The sequence below is a fragment of the Undibacterium sp. GW821-FHT11B02 genome (assembly GCF_058808955.1).
Genome location: NZ_JBXASD010000006.1, coordinates 159205 through 176057, shown reverse-complemented (window position 1 = coordinate 176057; position 16853 = coordinate 159205). Strand labels below are relative to the sequence as shown.

The 16853-nt window shown below is 51.6% G+C and carries 14 protein-coding genes and 2 pseudogenes; 8 read left to right on the top strand and 8 right to left on the bottom strand.

What is annotated here, in order from left to right:
* The first annotated feature begins 13 nt into the window (after window positions 1-13).
* The 3 genes from AC1RVX_RS14295 (at window position 14) to AC1RVX_RS14285 (ending at window position 1363) form a co-directional block, all read left to right on the top strand.
* Complete coding sequence (locus tag AC1RVX_RS14295; protein WP_493217257.1) at window positions 14-469, top strand: hypothetical protein; 456 nt, start codon at window positions 14-16, stop codon at window positions 467-469.
* Window positions 469-681, top strand: coding sequence for a type II toxin-antitoxin system antitoxin (locus AC1RVX_RS14290; RefSeq protein ID WP_493217256.1), 213 nt, complete (start codon window positions 469-471; stop codon window positions 679-681). The genes AC1RVX_RS14295 and AC1RVX_RS14290 overlap by 1 nt, the downstream gene beginning before the upstream one ends.
* A gap of 64 nt (window positions 682-745) precedes the next feature.
* Complete coding sequence (locus AC1RVX_RS14285; protein ID WP_493217255.1) at window positions 746-1363, top strand: acyl carrier protein phosphodiesterase; 618 nt, start codon at window positions 746-748, stop codon at window positions 1361-1363.
* A 3-nt stretch (window positions 1364-1366) separates the two neighbouring features.
* On the opposite strand, the gene AC1RVX_RS14280 is transcribed toward AC1RVX_RS14285, so the two are convergent.
* From AC1RVX_RS14280 to uvrA, 3 genes are all read right to left on the bottom strand, one after another.
* Window positions 1367-2470 carry a patatin-like phospholipase family protein gene (locus AC1RVX_RS14280; RefSeq protein ID WP_493217254.1) on the bottom strand — a complete coding sequence of 368 codons (1104 nt, stop codon included), beginning with the start codon at window positions 2468-2470 and terminating at the stop codon, window positions 1367-1369.
* A complete protein-coding gene (pth, locus tag AC1RVX_RS14275; protein ID WP_493217253.1) occupies window positions 2467-3039 on the bottom strand; it encodes an aminoacyl-tRNA hydrolase in 573 nt (190 codons plus the stop codon). The genes AC1RVX_RS14280 and pth overlap by 4 nt, the downstream gene beginning before the upstream one ends.
* Before the next feature lie 187 nt (window positions 3040-3226).
* Window positions 3227-6166, bottom strand: coding sequence for an excinuclease ABC subunit UvrA (uvrA, locus tag AC1RVX_RS14270; protein WP_493217252.1), 2940 nt, complete (start codon window positions 6164-6166; stop codon window positions 3227-3229).
* A gap of 242 nt (window positions 6167-6408) precedes the next feature.
* Between uvrA and AC1RVX_RS14265 the strand changes: the two genes are divergently transcribed.
* Together AC1RVX_RS14265 and ssb are read left to right on the top strand one after the other, a co-directional pair.
* Window positions 6409-7593 carry an MFS transporter gene (locus AC1RVX_RS14265; protein ID WP_493217543.1) on the top strand — a complete coding sequence of 395 codons (1185 nt, stop codon included), beginning with the start codon at window positions 6409-6411 and terminating at the stop codon, window positions 7591-7593.
* 79 nt (window positions 7594-7672) lie between these two features.
* Window positions 7673-8161, top strand: coding sequence for a single-stranded DNA-binding protein (gene ssb / locus AC1RVX_RS14260; RefSeq protein ID WP_493217251.1), 489 nt, complete (start codon window positions 7673-7675; stop codon window positions 8159-8161).
* A 479-nt stretch (window positions 8162-8640) separates the two neighbouring features.
* Here the strand turns inward: ssb and AC1RVX_RS14255 are convergent, their stop codons facing one another.
* Both AC1RVX_RS14255 and AC1RVX_RS14250 read right to left on the bottom strand, forming a co-directional pair.
* Window positions 8641-8838, bottom strand: a complete 198-nt coding sequence (locus AC1RVX_RS14255; RefSeq protein ID WP_493217550.1) for a hypothetical protein — start codon at window positions 8836-8838, stop codon at window positions 8641-8643.
* Window positions 8802-8957 (bottom strand): hypothetical protein, encoded by a 156-nt coding sequence (locus AC1RVX_RS14250; RefSeq protein WP_493217542.1) that lies wholly within the window; start codon window positions 8955-8957, stop codon window positions 8802-8804. The genes AC1RVX_RS14255 and AC1RVX_RS14250 overlap by 37 nt, the downstream gene beginning before the upstream one ends.
* On the opposite strand from AC1RVX_RS14250, the gene AC1RVX_RS14245 reads away from it, so the two are divergent.
* Window positions 8901-9026, top strand: a complete 126-nt coding sequence (locus AC1RVX_RS14245; protein ID WP_493217549.1) for a hypothetical protein — start codon at window positions 8901-8903, stop codon at window positions 9024-9026. The two genes, AC1RVX_RS14250 and AC1RVX_RS14245, sit on opposite strands and share 57 nt — an antisense overlap.
* A gap of 424 nt (window positions 9027-9450) precedes the next feature.
* On the opposite strand, the pseudogene AC1RVX_RS14240 reads toward AC1RVX_RS14245, so the two are convergent.
* Window positions 9451-10614 (bottom strand): annotated as a pseudogene (locus tag AC1RVX_RS14240) (helix-hairpin-helix domain-containing protein); the annotation flags it as partial.
* An 84-nt stretch (window positions 10615-10698) separates the two neighbouring features.
* Complete coding sequence (locus AC1RVX_RS14235) at window positions 10699-11280, bottom strand: GNAT family N-acetyltransferase (RefSeq protein ID WP_493217541.1); 582 nt, start codon at window positions 11278-11280, stop codon at window positions 10699-10701.
* A gap of 824 nt (window positions 11281-12104) precedes the next feature.
* Between AC1RVX_RS14235 and AC1RVX_RS14230 the strand changes: the two genes are divergently transcribed.
* On the top strand, window positions 12105-14960 hold the full coding sequence (locus AC1RVX_RS14230) for a TonB-dependent receptor domain-containing protein (RefSeq protein WP_493217250.1): 2856 nt from the start codon (window positions 12105-12107) through the stop codon (window positions 14958-14960).
* A gap of 1151 nt (window positions 14961-16111) precedes the next feature.
* Here the strand turns inward: AC1RVX_RS14230 and AC1RVX_RS14225 are convergent.
* A pseudogene (locus AC1RVX_RS14225) lies at window positions 16112-16501 on the bottom strand (alkaline phosphatase D family protein); the annotation flags it as partial.
* Here AC1RVX_RS14225 and AC1RVX_RS14220 point away from each other — a divergent pair.
* Window positions 16446-16835: a hypothetical protein gene (locus AC1RVX_RS14220; RefSeq protein WP_493217249.1), complete on the top strand. Its 390-nt coding sequence runs from the start codon at window positions 16446-16448 to the stop codon at window positions 16833-16835. The pseudogene AC1RVX_RS14225 and the gene AC1RVX_RS14220 overlap by 56 nt on opposite strands.
* Window positions 16836-16853: the final 18 nt, after the last annotated feature.

Genomic DNA, 16853 nt, shown 5'->3' with positions numbered 1-16853 from the left:
ATGGACTAAGCATATGCAACACCCTATTTATGTGGAAAGGCAGTTATTCAAGTTTTTATGGATATTCCTGCCGTTGATGGGCTTGGTTAATCTGTGGATGCATATGCATGCGGATGGTCCTCGTCCTGTATGGGCACCATTCATTGTGTTGCTGGTTAACCTGCTGGTGTTAATGGTGCTGGGTAGTCTGACAATACGGGTAGATGCTACTCATCTATCCTGGCGTTTTGGCTGGCTTGGTTGGCCAGTGTGGAAGGTCGCACTGGCAGACATCCAGGTGGCGGGCCCAACCAATACCAGCTTTCTGGACGGTTGGGGCATACGCAGAACCAGGCAGGGCATGCTGTACAACGCCCATGGCAAGCAAGCGATACGTCTGAGCCTGCGTAATGGCAAGACCATACTCCTCGGTACGCAAGACCCGCAACGTCTTCTCAGTTACCTGACACCGCGTCTGAACGGCAGATAATGGCCAGCCCCGGAAAAAAATCCTTCCCCCTGCGTATTGATCCCGTGTTGTGGAGCGAGATCGAACGCATGGCCGCCCAGGAACTGCGCAGCGCCAATGCGCAGGTTGAATATTTACTACGGCAAGCCCTGCAGCAGCGTGGCAGGCATATTCCCTTGTCAGGCAAGACGGAAGAGGATGATGCTGCGCGGACCAATGTCGAAGGGACGTAAGGTGAAACTGCTGCCAGCCTCTTCGGCAGCTTTACCCAAAGCGGGGTAAACTCTGGCTGACCCTATGAACTATCTCGCTCACATCTTCCTGGCGCAACAAAGCGACCAAGCCATGCTTGGTGCCTTGCTGGGGGATTTCGTCAAAGCCAGTGATACCGCGCTTTATGCGCTGCCGATACAGACCGATATCATCCTGCACCGCAAGATAGACAGCTATACCGACAGCCACCCGCTGGTACTGGATGCCCGCCGGCTATTCCAGCCACAGCACCGGCGCTATGCCGGTATCTTGCTGGACGTATTTTATGACCATGTGCTGAGCCAGCATTGGTCACGGTATTCTGACGCACCCATGCAAGATCTGATCACCCGCTTTTACATAGCCTTGCAGGCGCATGAAAGTATCTTGCCAGATAAGTTGCAACGCGCATTACCGTACATGGTCAGCCAGGACTGGCTGGGTTCTTACCGGGACTTTGCCGGTGTTGATTTTGCCTTGCGTCGGGTGTCGCAAAGATTGTCAAAGAACGGTCATCTCTTGCGCGAAGGTATAGCTGATCTGGAAACCCATCATGTTGCTCTGTCAGCAGGCTTTCTGGAATTCTTTCCTGAGCTGATTGCCTACGTGGCAAAGCAACGGCAGAACACTGCGCTGGTGTTGCCACCATCCGCCTTGACGTAGAAATTAAAAATTCAGCGGTATGACCTGGCTCATATCCGGCTTGTCTACAAATGCAGCAAAGTCATCACGTATGCGACTGCTTTCTGAAATCGCCAGTTTCCAGTTCAGTATGCGGAAATCGTGGTCTGTGCCGTAGTAAAAAAAGTCTTTGCGGTCAGGCAGTTTGCTGCGTGACAGGGTTCGCAAAAATGCCGGTGACGGCGCGATCATCAGCACATTGTCCAGCCATTCGCGGTTCCTGCCCAGACCGGCGCGCCGCCATGGCAGGGGTTTGTCCAGCCAACCTGGCACAATATGGTCAGTGAAATGCGGGTACAACACCAGGCCGCCATCCTTGTCACCAGCCACGCGTGAATACGGCAATGCCAAATGGTAATCGATAATGCCGCCATCCCAATAACTGCCGGCAGGTGCGTGCGGTATATTTATCACCGGCTCCATGATCAGCGGCAGCGTGCCGGATGCCAGCAGGGCAGGGGCCAGATTGTCTTCTGTCAGCTGGCAGAAATGGGTATCAAAACTGTCAAAGCGGGCCTTTAACCAAAACAGCGGATCACGCATGTCACCCACCACCACGCGGTCCATATGCTTGGCAAGCCGTGAGCGTGAAGCCAGATTGGCAAAGCTGGCCGCCACAAAGCCAGCCTTGGCCTTGTGCCGGGATTTGGGTGCATTCAGCAAGCCGCGACCACGTCCTGCCAGCAGATGCAGCCTGTGCAGTGGCTGATGCACGATGTCTGATTCATGGCCGCCGATAAAGGCGTGCAGCAATTGTTGTATTTCGCGGGTGACGTATTGTGCCGTCGGTTTTTCCGGGTAACGCTGCTCACAATACAAATCACCCAGACGGGCAAAGGCAGCCACCGGGTCAGACTGGCTTGCCGCTGCCATGCGCCAGGCACCGATAGATGCGCCTATCAGCGTACGTTCACGCGGGGCGGTTGGTAACCATTCTCCAAAAATCCATTGATCCAGCGCTTGCAGTATCAAGCCCTTGGGGCCACCAGCCGCAGCGGGAATGATAGCCACATCCTGCGCCCGTAAACCATACTGACTAAGATGGTCAAAGGCTTTGCGGCCTGCATGAATTTGGATGGCTGACTTCATTTTGTGGTGTGTAGTTGCATCATCGCTTCAGGGAATTTTCCTTCAACCAGCATGGGTAATACATCAAGGCTCTTTGCAATCGCTTCTTCAATCAGGCTTTGTTCTTCCTTGCGCGGGCGGTGCAGTACAAAGTCAGCAACGCCCTGTTGCAGGTTCAGGCTGCGCGGGTGGCCTATGCCTATGCGCAAACGCCAGTAATCCTGGGTACCCAGTGCGGCGGTAATATCCTTGAGCCCATTGTGCCCGCCGGACGAACCACCTTGTTTAAGTTTGGCGACACCAGGCAACATATCCAGCTCATCATGCACCACCAGCACCTGGTCTGGCGTGATTTTGTAAAAGCGGCAGATGGCACCCACCGATTGACCAGAACGGTTCATGAAAGTCTGCGGTTCCAGCAACCAGACTTCGTGACTGGCGATACGGGTCTTGCCAACCAGGGCATTAAAATTCTTGTCCCTTTGCAGGCTGACCGGCAACTGGTCGACCAGCCAAAAGCCCGCATTATGGCGGGTTTGTTCATATTCGGGGCCGGGGTTTCCCAGGCCAACTATCAGACGTATGCTCATGGTTGCGGCAGATTCTTTATTATGTTTTGCTGCGGCATGCCGCGACGGATTAAATTCTATTATAACCAAGCGCTGTCGCGCACCTGTAAATATGGACTTGGTGCTGCAGTTACCAAGTTGCCACAGATAGTAAAAAACCGCATTTCCCGTTCAGGAAATACGGCCTTTCAGCTACGATGGAGTATGACTATTTCGACTTTTTCAGCAAGGGCAGCAGATACTTACCAGTGACGCTGTCCGGATTGGCTGCCACTTCTTCCGGTGTACCCGTGGCAATAATTTTGCCGCCACCAGCTCCACCTTCAGGGCCAAGATCGATCAGCCAGTCAGCCGTTTTGATCACATCCAGGTTATGTTCAATAATGACCAGCGTATTACCCTGGTCACGCAGCTTGTGTATCACCTTCAGCAGCAGGGCGATATCATGGAAATGCAGGCCCGTGGTAGGTTCATCCAGAATGTACAGGGTGCGGCCGGTATCACGCTTCGACAATTCAAGCGAAAGCTTCACACGCTGAGCTTCACCGCCCGACAGCGTGGTGGCACTTTGCCCCAGCCGTATATATCCCAGACCCACATCCAGCAGGGTTTGCAATTTACGCGCAATGATAGGTACCACCTTGAAGAATTCAAACGCATCTTCAACCGTCATGCCCAGTACTTCATTGATGTTCTTGCCCTTGTAATGCACTTCCAGGGTTTCGCGGTTATAGCGTTTGCCGTGGCAGACATCGCAAGGCACATACACGTCGGGTAAGAAATGCATCTCTACCTTGATGACGCCATCGCCCTGGCAGGCTTCGCAACGACCACCCTTCACATTGAATGAGAAACGGCCAGCGCTGTAGCCACGCTCTTTTGCTGTTGGTACAGTCGCAAACAAATCGCGTATCGGTGTGAACAAACCGGTATAGGTAGCCGGATTGGAACGCGGGGTACGACCGATAGGTGCCTGATCGACAGAAATGACTTTATCAAAATGCTCCAGACCGCTGACATGGTCAAACACTGCCGGTTCTGTTTGTGAACCATACAAATGGCGCGCAGCCACGTGGTACAGCGTGTCATTCACCAGCGTTGATTTGCCCGAACCGGATACGCCGGTCACGCAGGTCAGCAAGCCCACCGGCAATTTCATCGAGACTTTTTTCAGGTTATTGCCACGCGCACCGGCAATCAGCAATTGCTTGGCTGGGTCAGCTTTCGTACGCTTTTTGGGAACGGCAATTTCCAGTGCGCCACTCAGGTATTGTGCCGTCAATGAACGCTTGTTACTCATGATGTCTTCCAGCGTACCCTGGGCAATAATTTCGCCACCATGTACACCTGCACCTATGCCCATGTCGACCACAAAGTCGGCACAGCGTATGGCATCTTCATCATGCTCCACCACTAGCACGCTGTTGCCTATATCGCGCAAATGCTTGAGCGTGTCGATCAGTCTGTCATTGTCGCGCTGATGCAAGCCGATAGACGGTTCATCCAGCACATACATGACGCCAGTCAGGCCAGAACCGATTTGCGAAGCCAGGCGTATGCGCTGGGCTTCGCCGCCAGACAGGGTATCGGCGCTGCGTTCCAGCGACAGGTAATCCAGGCCAACGTTATTGAGAAAAGTCAGACGGGCCGTGATTTCCTTGATGATACGGTCAGCGATGTCGCGCTTGGCACCGGTCAGTTTCAGGTGTTCAAAGAAATGCAGGGTTTCACGCAGTGGCATGGCGCTAATGTCGTAAATTGCTTTCTCTTGCTTGCCAGTGCCGACCTTGACGAAACGTGCCTCTATACGCAGGCGTGCACCGTCACAGGATGGGCATTGTTTTTCATTGATGAACTTGGCCAGCTCTTCCTTGACGGCCATGGAATCAGTTTCGCGATAACGGCGTTGCAGGTTGGTGACCACGCCTTCAAAGCTATGTTCCTTGATGACGGTACGGCCTTTTTCATTGATATAGGTGAACGGTATATGCTGCTTGCCAGAACCATACAAAATGATTTGCTGCGCCGATTCCGGCAATTGCTCAAAAGGTGTGTCAATATCAAATTCATAGAATGCTGCCAGGTTGGACAGCATCTGGAAATAAAACTGATTACGTCTGTCCCAACCCTTGACGGCACCACTGGCCAGCGACAGATTAGGGAAGGCGACAATACGTTTTGGATCAAAAAATTCTATATGCCCCAGGCCATCACATTCAGGGCAGGCACCCATGGGGTTATTGAAAGAGAACAGACGCGGTTCCAGCTCTTGCAATGAATAACCGCAGATAGGGCAGGCAAACTTGTTCGAGAACAGTTGTTCATGATTGCTATCCATATCCACAATCAGCGCACGACCATTTGCCAGACGCAAGCAAGTCTCGAAAGATTCTGCCAGGCGCTGTTTGATATCCGCCTTGACCTTGACGCGGTCTACCACGACATCGATGGTGTGCTTCTCGGTCTTCTTCAGCTTGGGCAGGTTATCGACTTCATAGATTTTGGCATCATGCGTGCCGCTCTGCACGCGAAAGCGCACAAAACCCTGAGCCTGCATCTGCTCAAACAAATCCATGTGTTCACCCTTGCGGTTGGCAACCACGGGGGCCAGTATCATCAGCTTGGTATCTTCCGGCATGGCCAGCACGGCATCCACCATTTGCGATACCGATTGTGCTGCCAGCGGGTTCTCTGGATGGTCAGGGCAATACGGCGTACCGACGCGGGCATACAACAGACGCAGGTAATCATGAATTTCGGTGACAGTACCGACGGTGGAACGCGGATTGTGTGAAGTGGCTTTTTGTTCGATGGAAATCGCAGGGGACAGACCTTCAATCAAATCCACATCCGGCTTTTCCATCAACTGCAAAAACTGGCGTGCATAGGCCGACAGCGATTCTACATAACGGCGCTGGCCTTCGGCATACAGCGTATCAAACGCCAGTGAAGACTTGCCCGAACCCGACAGACCAGTGATGACCACCAGCTTGTTGCGCGGCAGGTCAAGGCTGATATTTTTCAGGTTGTGCGTGCGGGCACCGCGTACGCGTATCAAGTCCCGCTTTTGTGCCAACTGAATATCAGTGGCATCAAAATCGATTTCTGCGGGTTTAGCCGCTTTTGCTGCTTTTGTACGTGTGGTCATGGTATTGGAGCTGAATTTGGGCCGAATTTGGAGGAAGTAGGCGTGCAACCTGATACTATAACGGGTTTTGAAAATTACCGTGGGCTCGTCTTTGCTTTTCGCAAACTTAGGGCGGGTTGACGCCTGTTTCAGGCAATCCAGAAACCGGTGTTAACGTGTCCTTACTCATTAGGCGGGTTTTGAATATGACTATTGCAACACCTTCAGATGCTTCTACGCTGAACGAAATGGAACCTGCCGGCATGAGCCGGCAAGAGGTCAGCGCCAGTACCTCGCTGGCATCCATTTTCGCCCTGCGTATGCTGGGCCTGTTCCTGATCTTGCCGGTTTTTGCCATTCATGCCAAAACCTTGCCGGATGGCGATAACGCCAGCCTGGTTGGCTTGGCCATGGGCATGTATGGACTGAGCCAGGCATTTGGGCAGATCCCGTTTGGCATCGCCTCAGACAAGTTCGGGCGCAAGCGCATTATTGTGATTGGCCTGCTGTTGTTTGCCATCGGTGCTTTTGTTGCCGCATCGGCAAGCACGGTGGTTGGCGTTATCATCGGTCGGGCTATCCAGGGTGCGGGCGCGATTTCTGCCGCGATTACTGCCCTGATCGCTGACTCCACACGGGAAGAACACCGCACTAAGGCCATGGCCATGGTTGGCGGCTCTATCGGCCTGACCTTTGCTTTTTCGCTGGTGGCTGCGCCACTGTTGTATCAACGCATAGGTATGGGTGGTATTTTTGCCATGACCGGCGTGCTGGCACTGATCGGTATTGCCGTTGTGGTATTTGTGACACCAGATGCACCTGCCATCCGCCATGCACCCGTACCTTTTTCTGTCATTCTTAAAAACCGCGAGCTGATGCGCCTCAATTATGGCGTGTTTGCCCTGCACATGACACAGATGGCGATGTTTGTCGTCGTGCCATCCGCCCTGGTGCAATATGCCGACTTGCCGGTGACCGCCCACTGGAAAGTGTATCTGCCGGTGATGTTTGCCTCTTTCATTGCCATGTTGCCTGCCATTTTTATCGGTGAAAAATTTGGCAAGATGAAACAGGTCTTCGTCGCAGCGATTTCTTTGTTGCTGGTGGTGGAGCTTGGTTTATGGCAATACTTGCAATCCCCAGCCATGCTGGTAGGCTTGCTGTTTGCATTTTTTATTGCCTTTAACATACTGGAAGCCTGCCAGCCGTCACTGGTGTCACGCATTGCGCCACCTTCGGCCAAGGGCGCGGCGCTGGGCGTGTACAACACCTTGCAGGCAATTGGCCTGTTTTGTGGCGGGGCAATCGGGGGCTGGCTCAAGCAAAGCGTCAACCCATCATCAGTTTTTGTAGTTAGCGCAGTGTTGACCGCAGCCTGGCTTATAATCGCTGTCTACATGCCGAATATACCGAAACGCAGCAAGGCTGCCGCGCCGGTACAGGCTTAAATCTTAATAGGCCAGGTCGGTTGTGTTGATCTGGTCAGTGCCTTACATATATTTGAATCAGGAAAAATAGGAGAACTACATGGCATCCGTGAATAAAGTCATCATCGTCGGCAACCTGGGGCGCGACCCCGAAACACGTTATATGCCAAGTGGTGACGCCATGACCAGCATTACCGTGGCAACCACCGATAGCTGGAAAGACAAGGCTAGCGGCGAAAAGAAAGAACAGACAGAATGGCACCGCATCACCTTTTTCGGCAAGCTGGCAGAAATCGCTGGCCAGTACCTGAAAAAAGGCTCGCAAGTGTATGTAGAAGGCAGCCTGCGCACCCGTAAATACACCGACAAAGACGGCGTAGAAAAATACGCGACCGACATCAAAGCCGACAGCATGCAAATGCTGGGCAGCCGCCAGGGCATGGGCGGCGGCGCACCGATGGATGAAGGTTACGGTGGTGGTGGTGGCGCCCCAGCACCACGCCCACAGGCAGCACCACAACAACGCCAGGCACCAGCATCACGCCCAGCACCGAATTTCTCGGATATGGATGATGATATTCCGTTTTAGCGTATAGGTTTTAAGCATTGTAAACAAGAGCCCATTTCTCTATGAGGAATGGGATTTTTTTTGTTTACACTACAATTAAAAATTTGCTAATGTACATGCTTATCTACTAACTTCCATAAATGTAAACAAGCGACATCTCTTTGGAATTTTGAAATTCGCAATCTCGTATTTGCTTCCGGTGAGAGATTTCCTCTTATTATTGCAAATGAAACAGGCGTCTCTGATTTTGAAATTACTTTTTATGTGTTGCCCTCGATGATTTTTCGCGGATTCTAGTTTATGTTAATGACTAGATAAGTATAGCCAGTAACTGATTTGGCGCGAAAAGTGGCGCGAATTTATTTGCGCGCCACTTTTTAACGCAATAGTGTTTTTGGCACTAATTAGCTGTGAACATTTTTGATATTAAAACGCTCCATATTATTGTGGTCGCTTTTATCAATGTTCGAGTCGAAAATTGCAATATTCTTCACATTTGCCTATGATTCTGGATCGTTCCGCTTGCGCCAGGCGATGACGCTGAGGTTCTTTTCAAGATGCCCCAGCAACCTCTCCTTCTGACCGGCGAGCAGCATCGATCCCTGGATCATCGGCAGCCAAGAGCGCATGGCCTGATCTACCGTCTGGGCGACGACATCCTTCAGGCGTGTTTCCGGAATTTCCCAAATATTGGCCAAGTGCCGTAAAACCCCGGAGTCAATTCGGCTCGTGCGGCTTGGTCGGGATAGAACTTGAGCGCATGACCCTTACCGTCGATATAGGCAGCGTAGGCGACAATATCGTAGGCAGGCGACAGTCGGACTTGCCCGTCTGCGCCATAGAGCAAGCTGAAATTCTTCACGTGAGCATCGCTTATAGCTGGTGAATTATTAGACGAAGCTCACAAGGCCTTGTTACGCATAGCTTTAGTTGCCATCTAATGATACTGTTCATTAGACGAATATATCATCTATCACAGCACCTGCGGTTTTTAATGAAAGAACTTCATCAGCAGTTATTGAACTTGGCGATTTTTTGAGTGCCGATAACCATATTGATTTTATTTTTTCCAAAATCTAAAGTTTTCTACAGTCTTTTAGATATAAGAAATATATGTAATTTGGTAAATTAGTTTGCATGATTTCGAAATTGCATTAGAGTTGCCAACAATAAATTATCAGTCCTCATTAATTGCAAAATTAAAATGCATTTTTATTATGCTACGGTCTAGCATTAAAATCACGCTGGTTTGGTGTTTTTAATAAATTTTCACAAAATCGATAAATTTAACAGAGGCAACATCAGCCCTTTCAACAAAAATCCCGGCTCTTTGTCTCCAGTTCACCAAGCATGTGAGACAAATCCACCAGCCTCATAGCAATCAGGTGCTGCACATTATTCTGACTCTGCCAACGCCCGTAAACCCCAATAAGTGAAGCCCCATAAATCTCCCTGCGAAACTCTTCAACTACGCTCTACCAGCAGATCACATTCACGGTCCCAGCCTCGTCCTCAATCGTCAGGAACACCACACCATTTGCAGTCTGAGGCCGTTGTCGCACAATCACAATCCCACATCCGCGTGCCAGCATCCCGTCTGCGCTGACGTGCAATACGTCTGAACACAAGAATCGCATTTTCCGCAGTCGTTCACGTAGCAATGCCAAAGGATGTCGTCCAAGTGTCAAGCCCAGGCTTTGGTAATCCGCAACAATCGTTTCTCCTTCGGATGGCGCAGGCAGTTCGAGATTTTCTTCAAGTACACTGGCATCACGCAAGAGTCCTTTGTCTGGAATGCTGACGACCGATTGCCACATGGCCTGGCGACGATTGCCTACCAGTGATTCCAGCGCATTTGCCTTGGCCAGTGCCTGGATATCATTTCTATCCAGTTTGGCTCTACCTGACAGGTCACTGACGCTCGTGAACTGCGCAATTGCCCTTGCTTCCTCGATACGCCAGGCAGCGTCTTGTTTGAGACCACTGATATTGTTGAGGCCGAGCCTGACTGCTGGTTGTTTATCCGCGATAGGTTCCAGACTGGCATCCCAGTTGCTAATGCGCACATCCGCAGGTCTGACGATGAGGCCATGACGTTTACCATCCTGCACCAAGGCTGATCTCGAATAGAATCCCATGGGGAAGCTGTTCAACAATGCGCATAGGAATGCGGCTGGTTCATGGCATTTCAGCCAACTGCTGGCATATGCGAGCAAGGCGAAACTGGCCGCATGACTCTCAGGGAATCCATATTCAGCGAAGCCGCGTATCTGTCCTATGATGCCTACCGCAAATTCAGGTGCATAACCACGCTCAGCCATTCCTTCAGTGAGCTTTTGTTCAAACTGCTCCAGATTCCCTTTTTTCTTCCAGGCCGCCATGGCTCGCCGCAAGGCATCGGCTTCACCGGCACTAAAGCCAGCCGCGACCATGGCTATTTGCATGACTTGTTCCTGGAAGATCGGCACACCTAGGCAAGTGCTAGGATGTGACTGACATGTGACGCCTAACGCCTGAATAAAGCCAGCCTGCTGAGCGGGCTCGACTTGAACGAATTGTTAGGCGGTACCGGATTGCTTGCGAGTTCCTGGCAAGCAATAGTACGGCCCTTCAATACTGGGTTCGAAGCCAAGCGCTAGGGCGAGCGCGAACGAAGCAAGGTTTTGTTTCCTGCAGGACCAAACCGGTTGAAGTCCCTCAGCGAGACAATAATCAATCATGGCCGCCCCAGCATGCTTTGCGAGCCCCATGCCACGAAATTCCGGGTACGTCTCGACTCCAATTTCTAATTGGTTACCTAGGCGAAACGATGTAAATGCGAGCGAAGCGACTTGCCCGCGATCAGTAATACAATAACCACCACCGTGAGCCAAGAAGCTACGAGCATCAGGCCAGAACCGATGCGGCGAAACGGAAATGTTGGGAAGTGCGAAGTCATCTGCAGACATTGGCCGTACGAGAAACCGGCTCGGCAGTTCGTATCGTGAAACCAGTTCCGCATATCGCTCTGGCACGAATGTGAAGTTACTGCGAGCGTGACGCTGAATCCGAAAGGCAGAGGCCGAGCTATTGGGCGCCGCTGGCTCTACATCGAGGCTAACATCAATTAACGCTGCATATCGTTTTGGGTGCACTTGCATCCAGATATCTTCCAACCGGTCGCGGCAGGAATTTATATGGTTCCGGAGCACAACCAGATCAGGGTTCTCTGTGCGGAACAGGAGCAAGGACATTCCGTACGAATGAACTATGTGAACCAGTGTTGGATCGACTTCACAGTCCGTCCAGACTTCGCCATTCGCTAAGCCTTCTATAACGCTCCTAGCAAAAAGGCAGTTGAACTCGATGTCTTGCAACATTGGAGATAACTTTACATAGGAGGCCGGGGGAAGTTTGAACAAGTCTATATCTCCGAACAGGAAGTCGATTAAAGAAAATAACCGAATTAAAAAAAAATGGCAATTTTCTTCACCTCGAAATTTTAGAAATATGCTCTAGTAATAAGTGCCAACCCTCGCGGCAGTACCAATCGTAGCTTAGAGGTGGCTGTTACTGTGGGGATTTTCAGCATTTCGCATGGAGTACACGGTGCGTGGCAGCATGCTTAAGCGACCTTAGGCTTCGGGGATTCTCAGTCGAGCAGAACATAGCGAGCATGTCCTACTACGCTGCCATCTCGCTTGTCCCCTGGATGCCCAAGCGCTTACAAAGCCGGAACCAAGAAAAGTGGGACGCAGTGCGTTCTGGACTTCATCAGTGAATTACCTCTTTTTTCCGACAAAATTAAAGGTAATGAGACCCATAAAACTTTATCTATTGTCATCAAGTGCATGCTCAAGACGACGTTAAATATTAGGTCAAATCTAGGGGCGCAATAATTTTTTGTCCTGATGCTGTCCCGCTTGAGATTTGGTGCGTATTACGTGTATGGCACCAAACCAGATAAAAAATAAAGGAGACAAACTTGCGAACTAAAAGAAAAAGAATAGCCTTTCTTTCGGGAAACATTGCTCTAGCGATTCTGACAACATCCTTTAAGCTTGCGCCAGCCTATGCCCAAGCTCAGAGCTACACGCTAGATATTCCATCACAGGAACTGGGGGCCGCCCTGGTAGCGCTGGCGCATGCCACCCAGCAGCAGTTCGCGTTCGATAACAATTCAGTTAATGGGAAGCGCTCATCGGCTCTCAAGGGGCGCTACGGTTTGCAGGAAGCAGCAGATACGTTACTTGTTGGATCAGGTTTCCACATAGAGCGAGGGCGATCGGGTCTTTTGATTGTTCGCGCAGATGCTCCAACGGTTATAAAAGCAGAAGCCCCCACAGCTACAAGCATGGTAGAAACTGGTAGCAATGTGGTTGACAACGTTATTGTAACGGGTTCACGCATTGCCCGTTCATCAAAGTCGATCCCAGGTTCGGTCACCATCTTTGATAAGGAGAGCATCGAGCGTAGCGGGGAGGGCTCAGTGCGCGACGTAGTGGCGCAAAACAGCCAGGCCGGTATGACGCCTACGCCTACGAGCGCCTTTCTGGGTGCTGCACCGATCCAGCTCAGGGGCCTGAGTGCAGGCACGACCTTGGTACTCATCGATGGCCGGCGCGTTACACCTTCCGGCGCCAACGGGGTGGCATTCGACATAGGCAGCATTCCTCTGTCGGCCGTCGAGCGGATTGAAGTGCTGGCCGATGGTGCCTCGGCAATCTATGGCGCAGACGCAGTGGGCGGTATCATCAACGTCATCCTCAAGCGTTCAAGCAATGGGTTGACCTTTGATGGCCGCTACGGCGTCGCAGAAGGCGGCGTGGGGCAAGAGCGCCGGGTATCTGCCAATTACGGCTTCTCGTCAGGTGCTCTGCATGGGTCGCTGAGCGCCGACTACTTCAACACCGATGGCATTCGCTTCAGCGATCGGGACCGCACGCGCGACCTGGACTACAGGCGGTTCGGTTTCACAGATCGCCGCCTGCCCTATACCAGCCAAGGTACCGTGTACTCGCTCAATGGTGGCAATCTTCCCGGGCTGACATCGAGCCGAGCCACCATCCCCACAACAGCCAGCGCCACACCATTGATGGCCGACTTTGCGGCAACTGCAGGGCAAGAGAGCCGCAGCAGCGAATACTATCAACAGGCCTATCTGCAGTCTCCCGTCGAACGCTTCGGCACCGTAGCAGATCTGACCTACAACTTGGGCGGTGGAACCTCGGCATTTGCGACCCTCTTGGCTTCCCGTCAGAACGGCCAGTACTTTTCCACACTGCCGTTTGTGAGCACATCAATCATTGTTCCGAAGAGCAATCCCTACAACCCGTTTGGCGTTGACGTGGGCGTCAATAAATTGCTGACGGGCGTTGGCTCCGATCTCAATAGGTCTAGCGATACCTTCACGCGTTTTCTCGTCGGCGTCCGCGGGAAACTGGGCAAGGATTTGCGCTGGGAGCTCGCTGCGAACTACTCGCGTGATGACAATCGCGTCCACGAAGACAATTACTACGACACGAGCAGGATTCAGGCAGTCCTGAATAATCCTGACCCGACAGCAACGCTGAACCTGTTCACGACAGGGCCTATTGCCAGTACGTCTGTTCTGCAATCGCTGCTGCCAGCGGTAGACAGGCGCTACCTGGCCAGTGCCTTAAGCACAGACGCTCAGCTTAGTGGGGCGCTTCTCGATTTGCCGGGTGGTCCCTTATCCTTTGCCGTGGGTGCTGAACTACGCCGGGAAAAACTCGACATCACTTCTCCCTTCGATAACACCCACGGCAGCCGTAGCGTGGCCAGTGGTTATGTCGAAGTACGGGCACCAATTCTGGAAAACTTGGCACTGTCGGGCGCCGGACGATACGACCATTACAGTGACTTCGGCAACTCGTTCAATCCAAAGATGGGCTATGAGTGGGAGCCAGTGGAAGGTATGCTTTTTTCGGGCACTTGGGGAACCTCTTTCCGTGCTCCGCCGCTGTCGTATGTCAGCAGCGTGCCTTATACTGTGCCGGCCAGCGCCACCGATCCTACGCGTGGCGGTGCCGTCGTCACGGTGCCGACAACCCGCGGCGGAGGTGCAAACCTGAAGGCGGAAAAAGCGGACACCTACACGGTCGGCGTTCGATTCACCCCCATCGATGCGGCCACCCGGCATCTGGACGTGAGTCTGTCAGCCTGGTGGGTATCGCAAGATGACAGGGTGGTTTCGCCGGCCTACCAGATTCTTGTGGACCATGCCGATCTGTTTCCAAACCGCGTAGTCAGGGCGCCGCAGACGGCTGAAGATATTGCCCTGGGTCGCCCGGGAGCGTTGCAGTCGATTGATGCGGGTTACGTCAACTTCGGCACATCTAAGACCAATGGCATTGATGCGCAGGTCAATTACCGTGCCAAGACTGGCTCTGTACGCTGGTCTGTGAACGGCAATGTAACGCGTGTTCTGAACTATAAGGCTGAACTTGTGCCGGGCGTTATCGAAGACCGCCTGGGATCGTTTTCCTTCGACGGCTTTTCTCCCAAGTGGCGCGGCTCGGTGGCCGGCTCGATCGAATATGCCAACTTTGATCTCTCGCCCACAATCCGCTACGTAGGTAGCTATCAGGATCGCCGCGGCGTGCCATACACATTGAGTGCGCGGGCATTCCTTGATTTGCAACTGGCGTATCAGGACAAGGCAGCCACGGGATTCATGAAAGGCACGCGCATTGCAGTTGGAGCATCGAACATCCTGGGAACCAAGCCGCCATTCTTTAACGCATCCTTCGGCTTCGACCCATACAACTATAACAACCGTGGCCAGTTCATCTACGTCAACTTTCAAAAGAAACTCTGATGTTCCTAGCAAGGACTGTTCTACCTTTTTGGCCCGCAAAGGCAGTCACTTTTTCCGGGTAGGCTTGTTGAAGTGCTCGGCTATTCCTAAAGGCTGGGGTATAAACATGAAACCGATGCGGCGATGTTGATCACGATGGTTTCGCAATCGGATCTTCATCCACGCACGGTGCTGGGTGAAATCACAGTTGGTGCAATTCCAAAAGAAGCGCGACCGCTGATGATGTAAACGGTAACCAGTTGGTCTACTATCACAAGAGGTAACTACCCGCTGTCGAGCGATTTGCCGAGCACGGCACAACTGTGCACTGATCGCTCATCTAAACCCCGTGTCCGTGACGCCATTTGTGATCTGTGGCATCAAACGCAATGCCGACGATGTAGAGTGCACCACCTGCTGCCTGCCACCAGAAACCGTCCATTGTGAAGGGTAATCGTACTTTTCGTGCAATTTGACACGGTTACGAAAATTCCCTAAATATTTCAAAAACTTACAGCCATGTTGGCCCCGAGTGCTATAGAAATCCTTACGTTTGTCTAGCGATGCATTCGTAAAGTATGAAAGAATTCAACAAATTCTGTTGTGCGTGAGATTTTCCTTGCAACGGGATCCGTCGACACGTTCAATGCTCGAAATTGTGTAGACAATTCGTGCTCAAACAGTTGCCTCCTTGATTATGAAAGCATGGGAAAGCCGAATCAGATCAGGCAAAGATACGCAGGCAGATTTGTTCAGGAATTCTGTAAGTCAGGTCGCACTACAATCGTGCAGCTGCCGAAATAAAGAATGGGGGGAAATCCCATTGGTGACGCGTTGCTCAAGCACGTTGCGCCGATTCACTGGAACCATATTAATTTGACCGGCGACTATGCCTGGAAACAGCACAGGTGGGTCGAGAAGGGCGGATTCAGGCCGTTGCTACCGATTTCAAAAGCTTAGCGTACATTAATTTCCCTTTCGTCAAATGCCCCCTTTTAGGCGAGGATCGCCTTGGTCGCTGTGCGACTGACCAGCAGAGCTGGCCAGCGGCGACGCTACTATGATTGACCTGGGCCAGGCTGACCTTAAACTGAAAATTCAAGGGTCAGGTGATATTGCGGTTTCAGGTAGTCTTTTAAGGATTTGCAGAGGATCGTTTGTTATGAACGCAGTTACAAGTGAGCTGGTTGCACCGCCTGGAGGTGGTTCGAAAAACCATTTTCGGTTTCACATCGCCAGGTTGCCCACAGCCTGCAATTCGTCCCACCATCCCCCATATCTAGTTCCAATGCAAGCCAGTTCCTTGCCGGCATCACATATCGGTTATGCCCGGGAAAGAGCATCATCTCCACCACATGTTGGACATCGATTACCTGAGGCTTGCTCGCCGTGCTATTGAGTAGATATAAGAAAAGACGCTCAGCGACTCCCATCAGAGATGGATGCACAACTGCAGACGAGGTAAATTGATGGATGTGTGCCCAGGTAGCTGTAGGCGATATATCCTTGCGATACGCAGTTCCCCAGGCTGCAACATGGACATCCCCAGATACGATTGATATTGCTGGCGCAAGATTAGATGATCTTTACGAAGTCGGCGGACAAGCAATAGTATCTTTGAGATATAAATGGAGGCCTGAAGAATTACTAAAGCACATTGTAAGAAGGGAGTCTTCAGGGGTATTAAAGGGTAAGCGGTTTTATCATGGTAACGCATCTGGCATTGAGCAGATTAAAAAAGCGCTCAAATATACTGAAGTAAAATTTGAATTTGCCATTGCGCAGCCTGGAGTAAAAAAATCTTCAATTTCATCAGATATGCATGATTTTCTTGGTTCAGTGTACTCTACAGTTATAGAAATGACCGAAACAAAACTGAAGTGTTATTTCAGCTAATACGCTAGAATAAGTTAC

Coding starts and splice junctions, on each gene's coding strand:
- AC1RVX_RS14295 (WP_493217257.1), top strand. CDS start 14: ATGCAACACCCTATTTATGTGGAAAGGCAGTTATTCAAGTTTTTATGG.
- AC1RVX_RS14290 (WP_493217256.1), top strand. CDS start 469: ATGGCCAGCCCCGGAAAAAAATCCTTCCCCCTGCGTATTGATCCCGTG.
- AC1RVX_RS14285 (WP_493217255.1), top strand. CDS start 746: ATGAACTATCTCGCTCACATCTTCCTGGCGCAACAAAGCGACCAAGCC.
- AC1RVX_RS14280 (WP_493217254.1), bottom strand. CDS start 2,470: ATGAAGTCAGCCATCCAAATTCATGCAGGCCGCAAAGCCTTTGACCAT.
- pth (WP_493217253.1), bottom strand. CDS start 3,039: ATGAGCATACGTCTGATAGTTGGCCTGGGAAACCCCGGCCCCGAATAT.
- uvrA (WP_493217252.1), bottom strand. CDS start 6,166: ATGACCACACGTACAAAAGCAGCAAAAGCGGCTAAACCCGCAGAAATC.
- AC1RVX_RS14265 (WP_493217543.1), top strand. CDS start 6,409: ATGAGCCGGCAAGAGGTCAGCGCCAGTACCTCGCTGGCATCCATTTTC.
- ssb (WP_493217251.1), top strand. CDS start 7,673: ATGGCATCCGTGAATAAAGTCATCATCGTCGGCAACCTGGGGCGCGAC.
- AC1RVX_RS14245 (WP_493217549.1), top strand. CDS start 8,901: ATGACCCTTACCGTCGATATAGGCAGCGTAGGCGACAATATCGTAGGC.
- AC1RVX_RS14235 (WP_493217541.1), bottom strand. CDS start 11,280: ATGCAAGTGCACCCAAAACGATATGCAGCGTTAATTGATGTTAGCCTC.